The sequence below is a fragment of the Rivularia sp. PCC 7116 genome, assembly GCF_000316665.1.
Classification (GTDB): domain Bacteria; phylum Cyanobacteriota; class Cyanobacteriia; order Cyanobacteriales; family Nostocaceae; genus Rivularia.
In genome coordinates this window covers 7,296,760-7,315,023 of record NC_019678.1, presented here as the reverse complement: position 1 = coordinate 7,315,023, position 18,264 = coordinate 7,296,760, and the positions used below count along the sequence as shown (strand labels likewise).

The window sequence follows — 18,264 nt, the reverse complement described above, 5'->3', positions numbered from 1 at the left end:
ATCAAAAAATCAAAATTATTCAGGAGGGAAGCGGTCAATTTGAACGGGAATCACAAACGGATTACTGTAAGTTTTCATACGAACAAAACCTTTGTCTGTATCTTGACTAAAACGAATCAAACCTTCGGTAAAGTCGCTAAAATCATAATATTTTCGCAATTCTTTGATCTCATCTTCGTTATTAAGGTGAGAGATAAACCAATTCTGCGTTGCTTTAAGAATATTGCTACTGATTGAGCTAACTTCTTGGGTTGCGTAGATTAAACCTAAATTCAATTTAGCTCCTTCTTTTGCTAAACGATTGTAAATTTGAGATAAATCTTTGTCTTCCTTCTTTGGAAAAAGATTATGCGCTTCTTCAAAATAAAACTGAATGAAGTTATTCGGTTGAGTATTGGTAAAACGATTAATAGCATCTGCAAAAATACGATTGCAAATTCTTTCACTAAACATACGCTGAATCTCAGGATTGCCTAGCGAAAGGTCAATAATTACGATTTTTCCCTGCCTAAGATTATTTAAAATATCTTGGTCGAAAGGTTCCTGAGCAGTACTGGTATGTTGTTCAATTACTGGTTTGAGAACTCTGAAGCCAGAACAATCAGCTCTCTTACCAGATCGGCTTTTACGGGTGAGCATTACTAATAAGGCTTTTAAATCATCATCAGCCCATTCACGATCATTTTGTTGTCTATAATTTCTAAAAACTTCAATATCATTACTGTCGTAAATATCCCATAAAGACTCCCACCAATTAGCTGCATCATCAAGAGAGATTCCTTGGCTTGGATTAACACCTTGGCTCACAACATTGCGAACCTCTTGATTTGCAGTAAATTTTATTTTGAAATTTGGTGGAGCTTGAAAACCTGCTCGATATAAACAGCAAAGATAAACTGCTATTCTGCGATCGTGACGAGCAACAGCAGAACGATTAGTGGCATAATCTTCAGTTTTAGCCAAATCGACTGTTTTAAAGCCCGTTACAAATCGAGTATTATCATTTGCGATAGTAGGATAGGTTCTTATCAGATCAAAGCCATTTTCTATTTCATTGTAAAAATTAACCTTCATTTCTAAAAACTCTGGCTTTGCTACAGTTGAATATCTAACTGTTTGTTCTTTGTATAAATCAAAAATAGCTGTACCTTGGTCTTGAAGGTTTGGGTTGGCATACTCGCCATTGATATCAAAAATAATTTGACCAATTGGATATTTTGGATTGTTGTCCTCTTTGAATGGTTTTAAGATTTCGTCAGGGTTTTCTCGAGTTTTATCCAATTGAAATTCAGCATTTTTGCTCATTTCAACACAAGCTTGAATAATCTTTTTAAGAGTATTGGATTTACCTGTTCTGGTCATGCCAAACAAAGCAGTTCTTTTACCCGCAAAGTCAGGAGCTTTTACATACACTGGGACATCTGTCTCAGTTTGTTGGAAGCGACGGCTCGAGCTATAACGGACTTTTCCAATTTTAATATCCCCTGGTCCTCCTGGAACACCATTCTTTCTATAGTTAACAATCGCCTTTAAAACATCTGTGGATGGTTTAATAACTGAATAATTGTGTGCGCTGTAAAAATTTTCTAAATCTGCTCCGAAACGGATTTTTCCTGTGTTGTCAATATAGAAAGAGCCCAATACAGAACATTCCAAACCACTGAAAGAAAATTCATAGCGTGTAAATGAGTCTAACTGAGACTTTTGATTAGTACCTGTACTGATATCATCTTTGTAATATTCAACCATGCTACTTATAACATCTTGATCTGTAGGCAATTTCGTCGGTTGAATGACACGAAGTAAAACTGCTTCTATATTCGTGTTGTCATCTAATTCGTTGTCATAATAAGCTAATAAAAAACATCCTTGTGGGATACCCTTAGCTTTTTGTTTCCAAGCATCAGCTATAAGGATTTCTGCCTTACTATAACTAAGGCGAAAAGGACGAGCTACAAAAGTACCTGTATCCCATTCTCCATCTCTTTTTCGCTTAAAAAGTTTGGGTTGTGTTAACTCTGTACTGATGCCCATATTAATTACAAAGTCGCCAATATTTAGTGAATCGAGAAATTATTTATTAATAAAGCAATATTGCATTTTTTATTACGAATATCTTATACCTATTTGATACTTGCTACAAAAAAATACTCTTTAAAATTTTGATGAACTTTTATGTATATTTAATAAGCAATTTAGGCATTTAATTCTATCTAGATTTTGCCAAGCACAGTTTACTTTATCAGTAATCTTGATGTTGGGTTAGACACGATTTGATAAATTATTCGTCAGAAATTAACTTAATTTTCGTGTCTAACCCAACCTACTAAATATTTAAGTCTACCTGCGTGAACTTTGTCTGTGTAGATGTGGTTTCAACTGCCAAATCTTAAACACTAATTTCTTCAATCCCAAATAAAAACCCCCCACCTTCCGGTGAGGGATTTTCATTTCTTAACAAGTTACTTACTGCGTAATTCGGTTAACCGCCTACCCTACTCGCCGTTGAGGCTATCAGGAACGCGCCATACGTCAGGATGTAACCCACCGTAAAGTGAGCTAAACCAATTAAACGACCTTGAACGATGGACATTGCAACGGGCTTGTCTTTCCAACGAACTAAGTTCGCTAAAGGTGTGCGCTCGTGTGCCCAAACAAGTGTTTCAATCAATTCTTGCCAGTAACCCCTCCAGGAGATGAGGAACATGAAGCCGGTTGCCCAAACAAGGTGTCCGAAGAGGAACATCCAAGCCCAGACGGACAGGTTATTCATTCCATAGGGGTTGTAACCATTAATCAGCGATGCTGAATAGTTCCACAAGTAATCTCGGAACCAACCCATCAGATATGTGGAGTTCTCATTAAACGCTGCTACGTTTCCTTGCCATATACCCAGATGCTTCCAGTGCCAGTAGAACGTTACCCATCCCACTGTGTTTAACGACCAGAATAATGCTAGGTAGAAGGAGTCCCAACCGGAGATATCACAAGTACCGCCACGTCCGGGACCGTCACAAGGGAATGCATAACCAAAGTCTTTTTTGTCGGGCATCAACTTGGAACCACGAGCATCCAAAGCACCTTTAACCAAGATTAAAACGGTGGTGTGGATTGCCAACGCGAAGGCATGGTGTACCAAGAAGTCCCCAGGACCAATGGTTAAGAATAGTGAGTTCGTAGTATTGTTGATAGCTTCTAACCATCCAGACAACCAAACGTTACCGTAGTTGGGGAAAGCTGTATAAGCAATACTGTCAGGATTCGACAGCAATGTATCCATGCCGTACAAGACCTTACCGTGAGAAGCTTGAATGAATTGAGCAAATACTGGCTCAATCAAAATCTGCTTCTCAGGTGTACCAAATGCGACAACTACGTCGTTGTGTACGTATAGACTTAAGGTGTGGAAACCTAAGAAAAGGGATACCCAGCTTAAGTGCGAGATAATCGCTTCTTTGTGCTTCAATACACGGTCTAATACGTTGCCTTTGTTCTGTTCTGGATCGTAGTCGCGTACCCAGAATATAGCCGCGTGGGCAAAGGCACCAGTCATCAAGAATACCGCAATGTACTGGTGGTGAGTGTACAGCGCTGCCTGTGTTGTGTAATCCCTGGCAATAAATGCGTAGGGAGGCAAGGCGTACATATGCTGCGCTACCAAGGAAGTAATTGTTCCTAATGCTGCCAATGCTAAGGACAACTGGAAGTGCAGAGAGTTGTTGATTGTGTCGTACAACCCTTGGTGAGGTAAGTTAAATTGTCCTTCAGTTTTGGTGCCAAAGAATTGCTTAGCATTGAGCATTTCTTTGATGCTGTGACCAATTCCGAAGTTTGTCCGGTACATGTGACCGGCAACAATGAAGATGACTGCGATCGCTAAGTGGTGATGAGCCATGTCGGTCAACCACAGCGATTCAGTTTGCGGGTGGAATCCACCAAGGAAGGTCAAGATTGCCGTACCAGCGCCTTGAGATGTACCAAATACATGGCTTGCAGTATCTGGGTTTGCTGCGTATACACCCCAATTTCCAGTGAAAAAGGGTTGTAAGCCTTCTGGATGCGGTAAGGTGCTGAGGAAGTTATCCCAACCTACGTGCTGTCCGCGAGATTCGGGAATAGCTACGTGTACCAAGTGACCAGTCCAAGCTAAGGAGCTTACACCGAATAAGCCAGCCAAGTGGTGATTTAAACGGGGTTCAGCACTCTTGAACCAAGAAAGACTGGGGCGGAACTTGGGTTGTAAATGCAACCAACCTGCAAACAGGAATACAGCAGCTAACAACAGGAGCAACAACGCACCAGAGTAAAGGTCGTTGTTTGTCCGCATCCCGATGGTGTACCACCAGTGGTAAACACCAGAGTAAGCGATGTTTACCGGATAATCTACGCCACCTTGAGTAAATGCGTCTATCGCTGGTTTACCAAAATGGGGGTCCCAAATCGCATGAGCGATAGGGCTGATATGAAGAGGATCTTTAATCCACTGTTCAAAGTTGCCTTGCCAAGCGACATGGAAATTCAGGCTGGATGCCCACAAGAAAATGATTGCCAAGTGACCGAAATGAGTAGCGAAAATCTTTTGGTAAAGATTCTCTTCGGTCATCCCATCGTGGCTTTCAAAATCATTACCCATCGCGATCGCGTACCAAATCCGACGTGTAGTCGGATCTTGTGCGAGGTCCTGGCTAAATTTTGGAAATTTTGTTGCCATAGGTTTTATAAATCCTCTGACATGAGAGCCATTAATAATTTGAGTTATGAGTTATGAGTTATGAGTTATGAGTTATGAGTTATGAGTTATGAGTTATGAATTGAGAAATATTTAATCTGAAACTGCGAGTTTTGAGCTATTAGTTTTTCACTCTTACCTATGCAACTTCCAACGGCGATTTTTATTTCTAACTTCTAACTTTTAACTTTCAACTCCTAACTCTTAACTCTTAACTCCTAACTATTGATGCTTGTTAGCCTAACGAAAGAATTCTTGCATGGAAGAATGCCCAAGTGACGACAATGCCACCTAGTAAATAGTGAGCCACTCCTACAGCACGACCTTGAATGATGCTCAAAGCACGAGGCTGAATTGCTGGTGCTACTTTCAGTTTATTATGCGCCCAGACGATAGACTCAATCAATTCTTGCCAGTAGCCTCTGCCACTGAATAGGAACATTAAGCTGAATGCCCATACAAAGTGACCGGCTAAGAACATTAAACCGTAAGCGGAAAGCGCACTTCCATAAGAGTTAATTACCTGTGAAGCTTGCGCCCACAAGAAGTCACGCAACCAACCGTTGATGGTGATAGCACTTTGAGCAAAGTTACCACCAGTTAGGTGCGATACGTTGCCTGATGCGTCTACGGTTCCCCAAACATCTGACTGCATCTTCCAACTGAAGTGGAAAATTACAATAGATAGGGAGTTGTACATCCAGAACAATCCAAGAAATACGTGATCCCAACCGGATACCTGACAGGTACCACCACGTCCGGGACCGTCGCAAGGGAAGCGGAAGCCTAAGTTTGCTTTATCTGGAATTAAGCGAGAACTGCGAGCAAACAGTACGCCTTTCAAAAGAACCAAGACGGTAACGTGAATTGTGAAGGCGTGGATGTGGTGAACCATGAAGTCAGCGGTACCCAAAGCAATGGGCATCATCGCTACTTTTCCGCCTACAGCCAAAACACCGCCACCGAAAGCATAACTAACGGGTTCTAATGCATTAGGTGCAGTTCCACCAGGTGCCAAAGTGTGTAGATTTTGTACCCACTGAGCAAACACTGGCTGCAATTGAATCGCTGTATCCGAGAACATATCTTGGGGGCGACCTAAAGCACGCATGGTGTCGTTGTGAATGTAAAGTCCAAAGCTGTGGAAGCCGAGGAATATACATACCCAGTTCAAGTGAGAGATAATCGCGTCTCTGTGGCGAATTACCCGATCCAAGAGGTTGTCTTGGTTCACTACTGGGTCGTAATCACGCACCATGAAAATAGCAGCGTGAGCCGCCGCACCAACAATTATGAAACCGCCAATCCACATATGGTGGGTGAAGATACACAACTGAGTTGCATAGTCAGTTGCCAAATATGGGTAAGGAGGCATCGCGTACATATGATGCGCGATGATAATTGTTAGCGAACCCAAAAAGGCAAGGTTTGTTGCCAATTGAGCGTGCCAAGATGTGGTCATGTTCTCATAAAGTCCTTTGTGACCTTCGCCAGTAAAGGGTCCTTTATGATTTTCCAAGATGGTTTTAATATCGTGACCGATACCCCAATTGGTACGGTACATGTGACCGGCAACGATGAACACTACCGCGATCGCCAAGTGGTGATGGGCAATGTCAGTCATCCATAATCCGCCAGTTACTGGGTTCAAACCGCCTTTGAAGGTCAAAATATCTGCATATTGACCCCAGTTCAAAGTGAAGAAAGGTGCTAATCCACTGGCGAAGCCGGGATAAAGCTCTGTTAACAAGTCTTTATTCAAAATGAACTCGTGAGGCAGCGGCACATCTTTGAGGGGAACTCCCGCATCCAACAACTTATTAGTTGGATTAGATACGTGAATTAAGTGCCCAGCCCAGCCCAAGGAACCACAACCTAACAACACTGATAAGTGATGGTTAAGCATGGACTCCACATTTTGGAACCATTCCAATTTGGGAGCCTTCTTGTGGTAGTGGAACCAACCGGCAAATAGCATCAAACCTGCCATTACCAAGCCACCGATGGCGGTGCAGTATAGCTGGAATGAGTTGGTTATACCCCAACCGCGCCATACCTGGAATAAACCAGAGGTGATTTGAATTCCGTGGAATCCACCACCTACATCTCCATTTAATATTTGTTGGCCAACTACAGGCCAAACAACTTGAGCGCTTGGCTTAATAGCTAACGGGTCGGTTAACCAAGCTTCGTAGTTGGAGAAACGAGCACCGTGGAATATCATCCCGCTGAGCCAGATAAATACTACGGCCAAATGTCCGAAGTGGGCTGCGAATACCTTGCGGGATATATCTTCTAAATCGCTGGTATGTGAATCGAAGTCATGGGCGAGTGCGTGGAGGTTCCAAATCCAAGTGGTGGTTTTGGGACCTTTAGCTAAAGTTCTGTCGAAGTGTCCGGGTTTGCCCCATCGTTCAAACGAGGTTGGAACCGGGTCATTATCAACAACTACTTTTGCTTTCTTTTCCTCTCGCTCCGGAGGACTAATTGTCATTCGACCTCCTCTCTAAAAAAAGGACTGAGGATTTTCTCCGCTAGTTGTCTTTGCAATTAAAATGGCATCGCAATAAAAACGTTCCCACTCATATGCTTTTTTTGAAGCTGGCAAAGACTCTATTCGGTATATTGCTTTCTCGTTGAATTATAAAGTCATCTATCCCACATTGTTAGCCTTTAATTAACAATAATTAAAACTTCTATAATTTTTCTCTTATCAGCCTTTCAACTTAAGACGTTGGTCAAAAAGTCAATAGTTTATATATTTTGTTACAAACAGCAACAATTCGTACAATGAACCTTCGTGCATAGCATACAAGTTAATAGATCCGCCACTGCATATTATTGTTTTTCCTTATAGCGTCAATGTCTAAATCTGCGATTGGGTATGAGGTTGACACAGAAGATGAGTCGAATTCAAATGTAATAATCAATGCTTTTAGTAAATATATAGATACTAGTAAAACTATCTATGTAAAATTTTGTAAATATCCGTTTTCCGTTACATATTTTATGCATTGTGTCTTTTTAAAAGTTCGATTAACAGGAAATTTTCGATCCTCAATCCGAGGGGCAAGGCATGAGAATAACTAATAATTTTTATTTTGGTTATTAATGCCAAAGGTAATATAGGTACTTGGACAAAGGTTACATAAATTGTTGACTATACCGGGTAGAAAAAGATGGATTTATGGTTTATGAAGGCTTTACCCAAATTGATTAGGAAGAGATATGCGCTATTTAAGGTTTTGATAATCGGTCTGCTGGTATTAAATTTAACCGCATGTGGGGGCAAAGCGGTAAGTAAAGATATATCTATTCAGTTAGCTGACAAGCCAGTAAGAGAGAAAAATGCTCAACTTTCGCGAAAAATCTCCGAAGTTGCTCCTCCCGAAGTAATTCAAGAATTGCGTCAAAATTTAGAAAATTATCAACCACAGGTACAAATACTCAATCCAAAACCCGACGAAGTATTGCAAGAAGATAAATTAACAGTTCGCTTGCAGGTTAAAGATTTACCGATATTTAAAGATGCACGGTATGGGCTGGGTTCGCATTTAGATGTAATTTTAGACAATCAAGCCGAAGTATTAGAAATTTACGACTTAGATAAACCATTGGAGTTATCAGATTTATCTCCCGGTACTCATACTTTACGTGTCTTTGCTTCTCGTGCTTGGAATGAAAGCTTTAAAAATGAAGGTGCTTACGCTCAAACAACATTCCACGTATTCACTAAGAGCGATGATAATAATCCTACGGAGAATCTGCCAATATTAACTTACAACAGTCCGCAAGGTAGTTATGGTGCAGAGCCAATTCTACTTGATTTTTATTTAACCAACGCTCCACTACATATACTTGCTAAAGATAATCCCGATAACCCAATTGCAGATTGGCGAATTCGCTGCACGATTAATGATGAAAGTTTTATTATCGATAGATGGCAATCTTTATATTTGAAAGGATTTAATGAAGGTAAGAACTGGGTAAAGCTAGAATTTCTTGATAATCAAGGTAATCCGGTTAAAAATGTTTATAACAGTACTGTAAAAGTTATTAATTACGAACCTCAAGGTAAAGATACTCTTGCGAAAATGGTTAGAGGGGAAATTTCTACCGAAGATTTACGCGGAATTGTAGACGCAGATTATGCAGTTGAAATTCCAACTCAAGCAACTCCTGAAATGCAATCGGAAGAAAAGTCAGATAAAGGTGGATTTTTTGATAGATTTAAGCGTGGTAAGGAAGATAAAACATCAACTCCAGAAACAATCGAAACACCACAACCGGAAACTGAATTAGAAGAAACAATTCCCCAAGTAATTGAAACACCCAAATCGGCAACTGAATTAGAAGAAACAATTCCCGAAGTAATTGAAACACCGCAACCGGAAACTGAATTAGAAGAAACAATTCCAGAAATAATAGAAACGCCTAAATCGGAAACTGAATTAGAAAAAACAATTCCCGAAGTAATTGAAACGCCAACCTTAGAAAGTACACCAGAAGCAGAAACCCAAGTAAAACCACAACCAAAAAAATCTAAACTTGATGGATTTTTGAATCGATTTAAACGTGGCAAGGAAGATGAAACATCAACTCCAAAACCGAATTTGGAAGCAACTCCAGAAATAATCGAAACACCACAAACTGAATTAGAAGAAATCACTCCCGAAGTAATCGAAACTCCCACATCGGAAACTGAATTAGAAAAAACAATTCCAGAAGTAATTGAAACACCAACATTAGAAACTACACCGGAAGCAGAAACCCAACCAACACCACAACCGAAAAAATCTAAACTTGATGGATTTTTGAATCGATTCAAGCGTGGCAAAGAAGATAAGACTCCAGAAATGATTGAAACTCCTGCACCAGAATCTGAAATCAACGAAACAGATACTGATGTGGAAGGAAAAATTCAACCAACCCCAGAATTACCAACTACAACACTACCGGAAATTGTCGAACCTTTAGAAAACGAAATTCCAGTAAATCAACCCGAAAAACCACAAACTGAAATAGAAATAGCTCCAGAAACGAAAAAGTCAACAACTAAGAGATTAGGAGAATATTTCAATCTGACTCGACGTGCAACTCCCGTAAACACATCGGAAGTCACTCCGGAAGTTGAAGTACCTCAAAATGTACCTGTAATTGAACAACCAAATCTTGAATTAATCGAAAAATAATAGTGTAGAGACGTTGTAATGCAACGTCTCCATAATTTCCACTCGTATCAAAAATTGAATGAAAGAATATAAGCAGTGAATCTTGTAATCGAAAAACCGATGCTAGGTATATGAAATTTGGCGGTGCGTTGCGCGACTTCGCGACAACACACCCTACATAAAATAAATACCTACGCCCAATGCCCAATGCCCTATGCCCAATTCCCCATTCCCAATTTCTACATGTCTCGTATTCGCGCACCGGAATTACCGCAAAATTATTCTTGGTTAAATACCGATAAACCTTTTTCGCTAAAACAACTTAGGGGAAGGGTGGTAATTCTTGATTTTTGGACTTATTGCTGTATTAACTGCCTGCACGTTTTACCGGATTTGAAATATCTCGAACAAAAATACAAAGATAGCGTTACGGTTATTGGCATACATTCGGCTAAATTCGATCATGAGAAGGAAACCGAAAATATTCGTCAAGCTATTTTACGTTACGATATTCAACACCCGGTTTTAGTTGACAGGGATTTTCGGGTTTGGCAAGAATATGCTGTCAAGGCTTATCCAACTTTTGTAGTCATTAATCCGCAAGGTTATATAGTCGCAACCTTGACAGGTGAAGGTAAACGTGAAATTTTGGATGAGGCGATCGCTAAGTTAATTCAACTGCATCAAGAAAAGGGCACGATTGATTTTCAAGAGTTTGATTTAGTTTTAGAAAAAGATAAAACACCTTTAATTACACCTTTATCTTTTCCCGGTAAAGTTTTAGCTACCGATTCAAAATTATTCATCGCTGATTCCGGGCATCATCGTATTGTTGTCAGCAGTTTGAATGGGGAAGTTTTACATTTAATTGGTAGCGGTAAAGCTGGTTTAAAAGATGGCAGCTTCGAGGAAACAGAATTTTTTGCACCCCAGGGAATGGCTTTTGATGAAGTAGATAATATTTTGTATGTAGCCGATACAGAAAATAACGCTATACGAAAAGTTGATTTTAAAAGTCAAAAAGTAGAAACTATTGCCGGTATTAAAGAAAGTCTTAATTCTCCTTGGGATTTAGTCAAGTTGGGAAACAAGCTATTTATTGCAATGGCTGGTTGTCATCAAATTTGGGAATTAGATTTAGAAACCAATTTTGTAAAAGTTTACGCTGGTAGAGGTGCGGAATCTTGCTTTGATAGTTCGCTTTCTGAATCTGCTTTTGCTCAACCTAGCGGTATTACTACTAATGGTAAGGAATTATATATTGCTGATAGTGAAGTTAGTTCAATTCGCGCTATTAATTTACAAACACAGCAAGTAAAAACTATTTGCGGAAGTGGGGATTTAAATGCTTTTGGTGATGTTGATGGACAAGGTTTTGATGCGAGATTGCAGCATTGTTTGGGAATAGAATATACGGATAATTTTTTGTGGGTTGCCGATACGTATAACCATAAAATAAAGTTCGTAAATCCGGTTACGGGTGATTGTAGAAGTTTATTAGAAAATGAAAATAACTGTTTTTCTGAGCCTTCTGGATTAAGTATTTTTGAAAATAATCTGTATGTAGCAGATACAAATAATCATGTAATTAAAAAAGTTAGTTTAGATATTTTGGTTGTGGAGACTATAGAATTTAAAGGTTTGTGTTCTCCAGATATGTGTATTTTTTAAACGCAAAGGAGCGCTGAGGTAAACGCGGAGTAACGCGGAGCTTTTAGAAAAGTATAATCAAAACAGGTACGTTCTCTTTATAGAACTTACGCAACCGGCACATTTTTTTGTAGGGTGCTGTGACACTTTTATTAATGAAAGAACCTATTAATAATGTTTTTAGTGTCACGCACCAACCGGGAATTGTGACAATTGTGTAAGTCCTACTTTAATTTTTAAGCTTTAATTATATGTTAAATAAACTAAAACAAGTCAAAGCGGCTTTAGCTTATAAAAATTCTCAAAATTTCGGCGATTTTGCTATTTTAAAATCAGATATTTTGGGTGCTAAGGTTGCTCCAGAAGTCGGTGAACAGTTGCAGTATGTAATAGGATATCACCCGCTGATTGATTTAGATAAATTAATTGCATATCCAGAAGGTAGTTTTGGTAGAGAATATGCGGAGCATATGAAGAAAAATAAACTTAAAGCACTTAATATTAGTCCAGAATTAGAAGATGTTGCTAGACGTAATGTTTTCGCTTTACGATATGTTGTTACTCACGATATTTTTCATGTTTTACTTGGCTTTGATACTAGTTATGCAGGAGAAATTGGAGTATTAGCATTTGCTGCTGCACAAAATTATAGTAAATCGTTAAAAATCAGCTTGTGGTTTGCAAAAATTCTTTATCCAATAATTGCACCAAGACAAATTAAAGCTATTTCTGAAAATCAGCAGAAGGGAGAAGAATTAGGTAAAAAAGCAAAGTTTTTGTTAGGATATCGCTTTGAAGAACATTGGGCTAAACCTTTAAGTAAGGTTAGGGAAGATTTGGGATTACCAAATTCAAATTCCTCCACCTTTATTCACATCTAGTACCATTGTGGTTAGTGCCAAATTTCCACCTTGAAATTAATTCAAAGGCGGTAATTAACTTATTACTGTGAAAATACTATCTTGATTATCGCTAAAAGTATTTGCAGACTGCCAAGAAACAACAGCTAACAAGTCATCTCCCTGGAAAATTTTCGCACCATTAATACTATCAACAAAGGATAGATTATCTTTACTTTCAACTTGGAAAGTAGTAGCACCTAATTGGAAGTTATTCACAGTATCAAAACCTTCACCAGTTTCAATAATTACGGTAGCTTCACCAGCACCTAACCAAACTGTATCTTCACCAGTACCGGAGTTGATTAAATCACCACCTCCATTTGCAAAAATGGTATCATTCCCTTCTCCACCCAAAATTGTATCGGCTTGGGAAGCACCATAAATTAAATCATCACCTTCATTACCAATTAGGTTATCTTCACCACCATTACCAAAAATAGTGTCATTCCCTATCTTACCAACGATAAATTCCGATATATCTGTACCAAATAATAACTCTCCATTAGAAGTTCCGTTGATGACTGATTTTTCGGTAATTGTGGTAACTATAGGCTCTGATGCTGAATCAATGGAATAACTTTCGCCATCCAGAAGAGTTAAAGTATAAGTTTCGTCTCCTTCAACCCGATTATCTTCACCAGTTAAAAAACCAAAGCTAGCTTCGGTTGCTCCTGGGGAAATTGTGAATTGAACAATAAAATTACCATTCTCTACGATAAAATCCGAATCACTAATATTATTGAAAAGCTGTGGAGGAAAACCTCCATCTGATAAATCACCATCTGGATCTTCAAGTTCTAATCTTACAGTTAATCCATCATCTGGTGCTGGTTCGTTTAATTGCAAAGTAAAAACTTGTGGGGTTTCTTCACCTTCGGAGATAATTGTTCTATTAACGCTGAAAGTAACGATAGGTAATGACTGCATATTAACTGCTTGATTAATAATGATAATTTTACTAATGACAGTAGCATACTAGTTAGTTAAGAAACAATTAACCTAACTGTTGATATCGCAGCTTCTACATTTTCAACAATGTGAATATTATCTGGAGAAAGTTTTTTAAAAAAGATTTTACTTTCTTCATCTTCACTCAATAAAATTACTTTCTTAGCACTTTTCAGCGCTAAAGCAATTTCTGAAGCCGTACCCGCGCCCATTCCACAAGCTATGATGACATCGGAAGAAAGTACGTTAATATTATTTCTTGCATTTCCCATATCTGTAAAAATTGCAATATCTACCGCTTCAGAAATTCCGTTATCATCTTTACCCGGTAAAATTCCCATAGTTAAACCACCGGCAGATTTTGCACCTTGAGAAGCAGCATCCATAACTCCCGCTTTTCTACCACCAGTCAGCAATACCCAACCTTCTTGAGCAATTATTTTTCCTAACTTATAGGCATTTTCTAAATCATTGGAAGTTGCTTTTTCTCCAACTCCCATTACACCGATAATGATTTTTCGCATTATTCTAGTTTCATGGTTTTTAGTAAGAAAGGGCGGTAAAATTAAATATGAAACCTCACCCTCAATCCCTCTCCTTATAAAGGGAGAGGGAAGCCGGAACTTATTTTATATTTAATTACGGTTACCTACTTAAAAGCTTTAGTGCAAGCCTTTATCTAATAATTAAAAATCTAAAATTGGCTTACCATTCCTCAGCCCAATAAACAATTTCTGAAGTCGTGCTATTAATTGCTACTCCATAGCTATCCCCATGATTCCAGGGGAAATCGGAGCTACCGCGATTGTTTGCGTTTAATACTAATATTTCGTAAGTTGATGGAAAACTTTCCGCCTGTAAATCACTGGTATACAGAAAAGTTGTAGGTACGCCATTTTTTTGATTGGCATGATCGTTTGTATCGCCACCTTGATACTTGTATTTTGCTATGCTTCTATATTCATTCAGTGCCTTTTTGATTTGTTGTTCAGGTAGTTTCATTCTAAGTTGAAAAATTTTACCGTATTCTAAAGAACCTGGATAAAAAATAACCCGCGCATCTTCAGCTTCAGTAGGAATGATGGCGGGAAAATGATTTACTTGTGCTTTATTAGACCAGCTTTGATAACGAATATCTTGATAATTTGATTTATCTATTACTACCTCAGTTTCTTTTTTACTGTTAAAAGCCCGTGTCAAAAAGAAACCTCCCCCGACAACCCCTACGCTTACTAAAGATAGTAAAGTTATCGTGGCAAGTTTCAATACATGTGCTTGCTTCATCAGTTTTTTGCTTGAATAGATATATATTCAACTAGTAATGTTTATCGTAAATTTACGCATCTAGCCTTAGATATATCTACTCAATTTTAATCCAAAATCAGTATAAATCCGGTTTACAATCAGCAGTCGGCAGTTAACAGCGAGCAGTTAAAAGTTAGCAGTTGATAAGGATAGAGAGGGAGATGGGGAGGGGAGAAGATATTATTAATTTTCAATTCTTAACAGTTAACTGATAACTGTTCACTGATAACCGTTAACTGTAAAAACTTTCAGCTATCATCCCAGCAAGCAGAATGAAGCCAATCCAAACATTTTGTCGGAACATTTCGCCGTAAGCATCTGTGGGTAAATCTGTTTTTTGTAGGCGTAGGTATTGCCATGCCCAGCCAACAGATGCGACTACCAGACTTATCCAAAAAGCAATATGAAGGTTTGTAACTATTCCCAGCCAAATTAGTAAGCCAACAGTACCAATAAAAAATACGCCGATTGCTAAAGCTACATAATTACCAAAAAATAACGCACTAGAATTTACACCGATGCGTTTATCATCTTCTCTATCGCTCATGGCGTAAACTGTATCAAACCCTAAAGTCCACAATACTGTTGCACCCCACAGCAGCCAAGTTGATTGCGAAAGATTCTGGGTAACTGCACTCCAACTAATTAGTACGGCAAAACCCCAAGCAATAGAAAGCACTAGCTGGGGTACGGGAAACACCCGCTTTGCTCCGGGATAAAGCACGATTACCGGTACAGCAGCAACGCACAACCAAAAAGAAAGAGGATTAAGATAAAAAGCAAGAATCGCAGCACAGAATAAGGATATTATCGCTACAACTATCCCAACTTTTATAGATAATGCCCGAGAAGCCAGAGGGCGATTTTTAGTTCTTTCTACTTCAGGATCTATATCTTTATCCCACAAATCGTTGACAACGCATCCTAAAGCACTTGTAGCGAGAGTACCTAAAATAATTACTCCTACTAATGCTAAAGGCGGTTTTCCTTGTGCGGCTAGAAATACTGCCCATAAGCCTGGAAGCATCAAAATTAATCTTCCTTCCGGTTTATTCCATCGTAGAAGTCGGATTATTTTGCTAAAACTAGATTCAATTTTCTCTTCTGATTGAGTAACCATAGCAATCAAGAAATTATTAATATCACAAGTTACACTTCTTAACAACTATAGAATAACTTTATTTGATATCTATAAAACAAAATATAATCCCTCAAAAAAACTAAACTATATCTGGATACTTTATGGGGACATCGTATCAAAACACGATGGGTTGACTTTTTGGTGCAAACTAAAGCAATAATTTTTAACTTTCAACGATATTGATTCATATCTGTTTGTTGAATGTAGCTAAATCCAATTATTGTACCCATAGAAACTCGAACAAATTCTATTACAACGTTTAATATACAAAGCGAAATGGTTAATTCAACGATGATAACAGCAGAAAATGTTCCCATTCCAAACTTTGAACCCGAGCGCATAGTTGCCGCTATCGACTTAGGTACCAACTCGGTACATATGGTTATTGTCAGAATAGAACCATCACTACCATCTTTTAGCATTGTTGGTACAGAAAAAGAAACCGTTAGACTGGGCGATCGCGATGTTGAAACGGGTAATCTCAAGCCCAAAATAATGGAAAGAACAATAATTGCTTTGGAGCGTTTTCAAGAGATTGCTAGAACTTTGAATGCTCAAGCCATAATTGCTGTAGCAACTAGCGCCGTAAGAGAAGCACCTAATGGTAGAGATTTTTTATATCGTATAAACCAAGAATTAAATTTAGATGTTGATTTAATTTCTGGGCAAGAAGAAGCACGGCGGATTTATTTAGGCGTGCTTTCAGGAATGGAGTTTAACAACGAACCACATACAATTATTGATATTGGCGGTGGCTCTACGGAATTAATTTTAGGTGATTCCCATGAAGAACGCTGTTTAAATAGTACCAAAGTTGGTGCTGTTAGATTAACTAGTGAATTAATTACCACCGATCCAATTAGCGATCGCGAGTTTAACTATTTAAAAGCTTATGCCCGAGGAATGCTCGAACGTGCCGTAGAAGAAGTCTTATCAAACGTTAATTTTGGGGAAACAATACGTTTAGTAGGAACTTCTGGGACAATTGAAACCTTAGCGAACATTCATGCCAAACAAGTGTCGGATTCTACTCCTTCGACATTAAATGGTTACAGCTTTAGCTTAAAAGACTTGCAGGAAATGGTATCGAATTTGCGGAAAATGACTAATTCCGAAAGAGCAGAGATACCAGGTATGTCAGAGAAGCGGTCAGAAGTTATACTTGCAGGTGCTGTAATACTACAAGAAGCAATGACACTTTTGGGTGTAGACTCGATAACTACCTGCGAGCGGGCTTTACGAGAAGGATTGATTGTAAACTGGATGTTAGCGCACGATTTTATAGACAATCGTCTTCGCTTTCAAAGTACGATAAGGCAGCGAAGCGTCTTCAAAATCGCCAAGAAATACAAAGTTGATTTGAGATATAGCGAACGGATAGCAACACTAGCTTTATCATTATTCGATCAAACCAAAGGTTATTTACACGAATGGGGTAATCAAGAAAGATTTTTACTATGGGCTGCTTCGGAATTACATAACTGCGGGCATTATATAAGTCATTCTTCCCATCATAAACATTCATATTATCTAATTCGTAATAGCGGATTGCTGGGTTACAACGAAACAGAAATCGAAATTATTGCCAACTTAGCCCGCTATCATCGCAAATCTCAGCCCAAAAAAAAGCATGATAATTATCAAAATTTGGCAACAAAATACCAAAGATTAATTGTAGAACAGTTAAGTCCGATGTTAAGATTAGCTACCTCTTTAGATAGAAGACAAATAGGAGCAATATCTAAAATCGAATGCGATTACAGTAAAGATAATAAAGAATTACATTTAAAGCTGTTTCCCAGTAATAAAGATGATGATTGTGCTATAGAACTTTGGAGTTTTAGTTATAGCAAATTAGTCTTTGAAGAGCAATTCGGTGTTAAGTTAGTGGCTAGTTTGGAGACAGATTGATTAGATTCGCACGGTGCGTTGCCGCAAAGCGTAACGCACTATTTGACAAAGGTTTAGGTGTGTTACGCTGAAGCCATAACCCAACCTACTAATAGTTAATTTTTTTAATATCCCAATCGGATTTCTATAGCTGACTAAGTATTGATATTAATATATAGACATAACTACCAAAGATAATCAAAATGACAAGAATAGAAATTGCCAGATATTTAGGAAAGGTTGGCGAAGAATATGAAAAAATCGTTAAATGCCGACTATATTCAGATTTAAATGTAATTTACGAGTGGTGGGTTCCCAATACAGAAATGTACCACCATGAAGAACTCAATTTTGAAGACATCGCTATTGAGATACAGGTGGAGCTTGCTCAAAACGCAATCGGTAATTCTACTTTTGCAACCCTAGCAAATGATGTCCAAGAACTGCTCAATAAAAAAAGTAAAGTGATTAGCAATTCTCAATAATTATAGTTAATTACCAACTACCAACTACCAACTACCAACTACC

At 38.5% G+C, this 18,264-nt stretch carries 12 protein-coding genes; 5 read left to right on the top strand and 7 right to left on the bottom strand.

Translation table 11 applies throughout. From position 1 onward, the window contains the following. Positions 1 to 15: 15 nt before the first annotated feature. The 3 genes from RIV7116_RS28075 to psaA all read right to left on the bottom strand — a co-directional run bounded on the left by RIV7116_RS28075 (position 16) and on the right by psaA (position 7,223). Positions 16 to 2,034, bottom strand: a complete 2,019-nt coding sequence (locus RIV7116_RS28075; RefSeq protein WP_015121717.1) for an ATP-binding protein — start codon at positions 2,032 to 2,034, stop codon at positions 16 to 18. A gap of 448 nt (positions 2,035 to 2,482) precedes the next feature. Continuing rightward, complete coding sequence (psaB, locus tag RIV7116_RS28070; RefSeq protein ID WP_015121716.1) at positions 2,483 to 4,711, bottom strand: photosystem I core protein PsaB; 2,229 nt, start codon at positions 4,709 to 4,711, stop codon at positions 2,483 to 2,485. A 253-nt stretch (positions 4,712 to 4,964) separates the two neighbouring features. Beyond that, positions 4,965 to 7,223, bottom strand: a complete 2,259-nt coding sequence (psaA, locus tag RIV7116_RS28065) for a photosystem I core protein PsaA (protein ID WP_015121715.1) — start codon at positions 7,221 to 7,223, stop codon at positions 4,965 to 4,967. 685 nt (positions 7,224 to 7,908) lie between these two features. Here psaA and RIV7116_RS28060 point away from each other — a divergent pair. The 3 genes from RIV7116_RS28060 to RIV7116_RS28050 all read left to right on the top strand — a co-directional run bounded on the left by RIV7116_RS28060 (position 7,909) and on the right by RIV7116_RS28050 (position 12,431). After that, positions 7,909 to 9,921: a hypothetical protein gene (locus RIV7116_RS28060; RefSeq protein ID WP_063721476.1), complete on the top strand. Its 2,013-nt coding sequence runs from the start codon at positions 7,909 to 7,911 to the stop codon at positions 9,919 to 9,921. 186 nt (positions 9,922 to 10,107) lie between these two features. Further along, complete coding sequence (locus RIV7116_RS28055; protein ID WP_015121713.1) at positions 10,108 to 11,571, top strand: thioredoxin-like domain-containing protein; 1,464 nt, start codon at positions 10,108 to 10,110, stop codon at positions 11,569 to 11,571. A gap of 230 nt (positions 11,572 to 11,801) precedes the next feature. Continuing rightward, the gene (locus RIV7116_RS28050) at positions 11,802 to 12,431 is read left to right on the top strand and encodes a Coq4 family protein (RefSeq protein WP_015121712.1); all 630 of its coding nucleotides are present in this window, start codon (positions 11,802 to 11,804) and stop codon (positions 12,429 to 12,431) included. 54 nt (positions 12,432 to 12,485) lie between these two features. Here RIV7116_RS28050 and RIV7116_RS28045 read toward each other — a convergent pair whose 3' ends face one another. From RIV7116_RS28045 to RIV7116_RS28030, 4 genes are all read right to left on the bottom strand, one after another. Continuing rightward, positions 12,486 to 13,379, bottom strand: a complete 894-nt coding sequence (locus tag RIV7116_RS28045; protein ID WP_015121711.1) for a calcium-binding protein — start codon at positions 13,377 to 13,379, stop codon at positions 12,486 to 12,488. A 56-nt stretch (positions 13,380 to 13,435) separates the two neighbouring features. Beyond that, the gene (locus RIV7116_RS28040; RefSeq protein ID WP_015121710.1) at positions 13,436 to 13,924 is read right to left on the bottom strand and encodes a TIGR00725 family protein; all 489 of its coding nucleotides are present in this window, start codon (positions 13,922 to 13,924) and stop codon (positions 13,436 to 13,438) included. Positions 13,925 to 14,105: 181 nt separating this feature from the next. Beyond that, a complete protein-coding gene (locus tag RIV7116_RS28035; RefSeq protein WP_015121709.1) occupies positions 14,106 to 14,684 on the bottom strand; it encodes a hypothetical protein in 579 nt (192 codons plus the stop codon). Positions 14,685 to 14,937: 253 nt separating this feature from the next. After that, positions 14,938 to 15,825 (bottom strand): 4-hydroxybenzoate solanesyltransferase, encoded by an 888-nt coding sequence (locus tag RIV7116_RS28030; RefSeq protein WP_015121708.1) that lies wholly within the window; start codon positions 15,823 to 15,825, stop codon positions 14,938 to 14,940. A 297-nt stretch (positions 15,826 to 16,122) separates the two neighbouring features. Here RIV7116_RS28030 and RIV7116_RS28025 point away from each other — a divergent pair, with 297 nt between their 5' ends. Then, positions 16,123 to 17,757: a Ppx/GppA phosphatase family protein gene (locus RIV7116_RS28025; RefSeq protein WP_015121707.1), complete on the top strand. Its 1,635-nt coding sequence runs from the start codon at positions 16,123 to 16,125 to the stop codon at positions 17,755 to 17,757. 182 nt (positions 17,758 to 17,939) lie between these two features. Beyond that, entirely contained in the window at positions 17,940 to 18,221 is a 282-nt protein-coding gene (locus RIV7116_RS28020; protein ID WP_015121706.1) for a hypothetical protein, read from the top strand. Positions 18,222 to 18,264: the final 43 nt, after the last annotated feature.

What these genes read in the sequence shown, in the direction of transcription:
- RIV7116_RS28075 (WP_015121717.1), bottom strand. Translation starts at nt 2,034, where the DNA reads ATGGGCATCAGTACAGAGTTAACACAACCCAAACTTTTTAAGCGAAAA.
- psaB (WP_015121716.1), bottom strand. Translation starts at nt 4,711, where the DNA reads ATGGCAACAAAATTTCCAAAATTTAGCCAGGACCTCGCACAAGATCCG.
- psaA (WP_015121715.1), bottom strand. Translation starts at nt 7,223, where the DNA reads ATGACAATTAGTCCTCCGGAGCGAGAGGAAAAGAAAGCAAAAGTAGTT.
- RIV7116_RS28060 (WP_063721476.1), top strand. Translation starts at nt 7,909, where the DNA reads ATGGATTTATGGTTTATGAAGGCTTTACCCAAATTGATTAGGAAGAGA.
- RIV7116_RS28055 (WP_015121713.1), top strand. Translation starts at nt 10,108, where the DNA reads ATGCCCTATGCCCAATTCCCCATTCCCAATTTCTACATGTCTCGTATT.
- RIV7116_RS28050 (WP_015121712.1), top strand. Translation starts at nt 11,802, where the DNA reads ATGTTAAATAAACTAAAACAAGTCAAAGCGGCTTTAGCTTATAAAAAT.
- RIV7116_RS28045 (WP_015121711.1), bottom strand. Translation starts at nt 13,379, where the DNA reads ATGCAGTCATTACCTATCGTTACTTTCAGCGTTAATAGAACAATTATC.
- RIV7116_RS28040 (WP_015121710.1), bottom strand. Translation starts at nt 13,924, where the DNA reads ATGCGAAAAATCATTATCGGTGTAATGGGAGTTGGAGAAAAAGCAACT.
- RIV7116_RS28035 (WP_015121709.1), bottom strand. Translation starts at nt 14,684, where the DNA reads ATGAAGCAAGCACATGTATTGAAACTTGCCACGATAACTTTACTATCT.
- RIV7116_RS28030 (WP_015121708.1), bottom strand. Translation starts at nt 15,825, where the DNA reads ATGGTTACTCAATCAGAAGAGAAAATTGAATCTAGTTTTAGCAAAATA.
- RIV7116_RS28025 (WP_015121707.1), top strand. Translation starts at nt 16,123, where the DNA reads ATGGTTAATTCAACGATGATAACAGCAGAAAATGTTCCCATTCCAAAC.
- RIV7116_RS28020 (WP_015121706.1), top strand. Translation starts at nt 17,940, where the DNA reads ATGACAAGAATAGAAATTGCCAGATATTTAGGAAAGGTTGGCGAAGAA.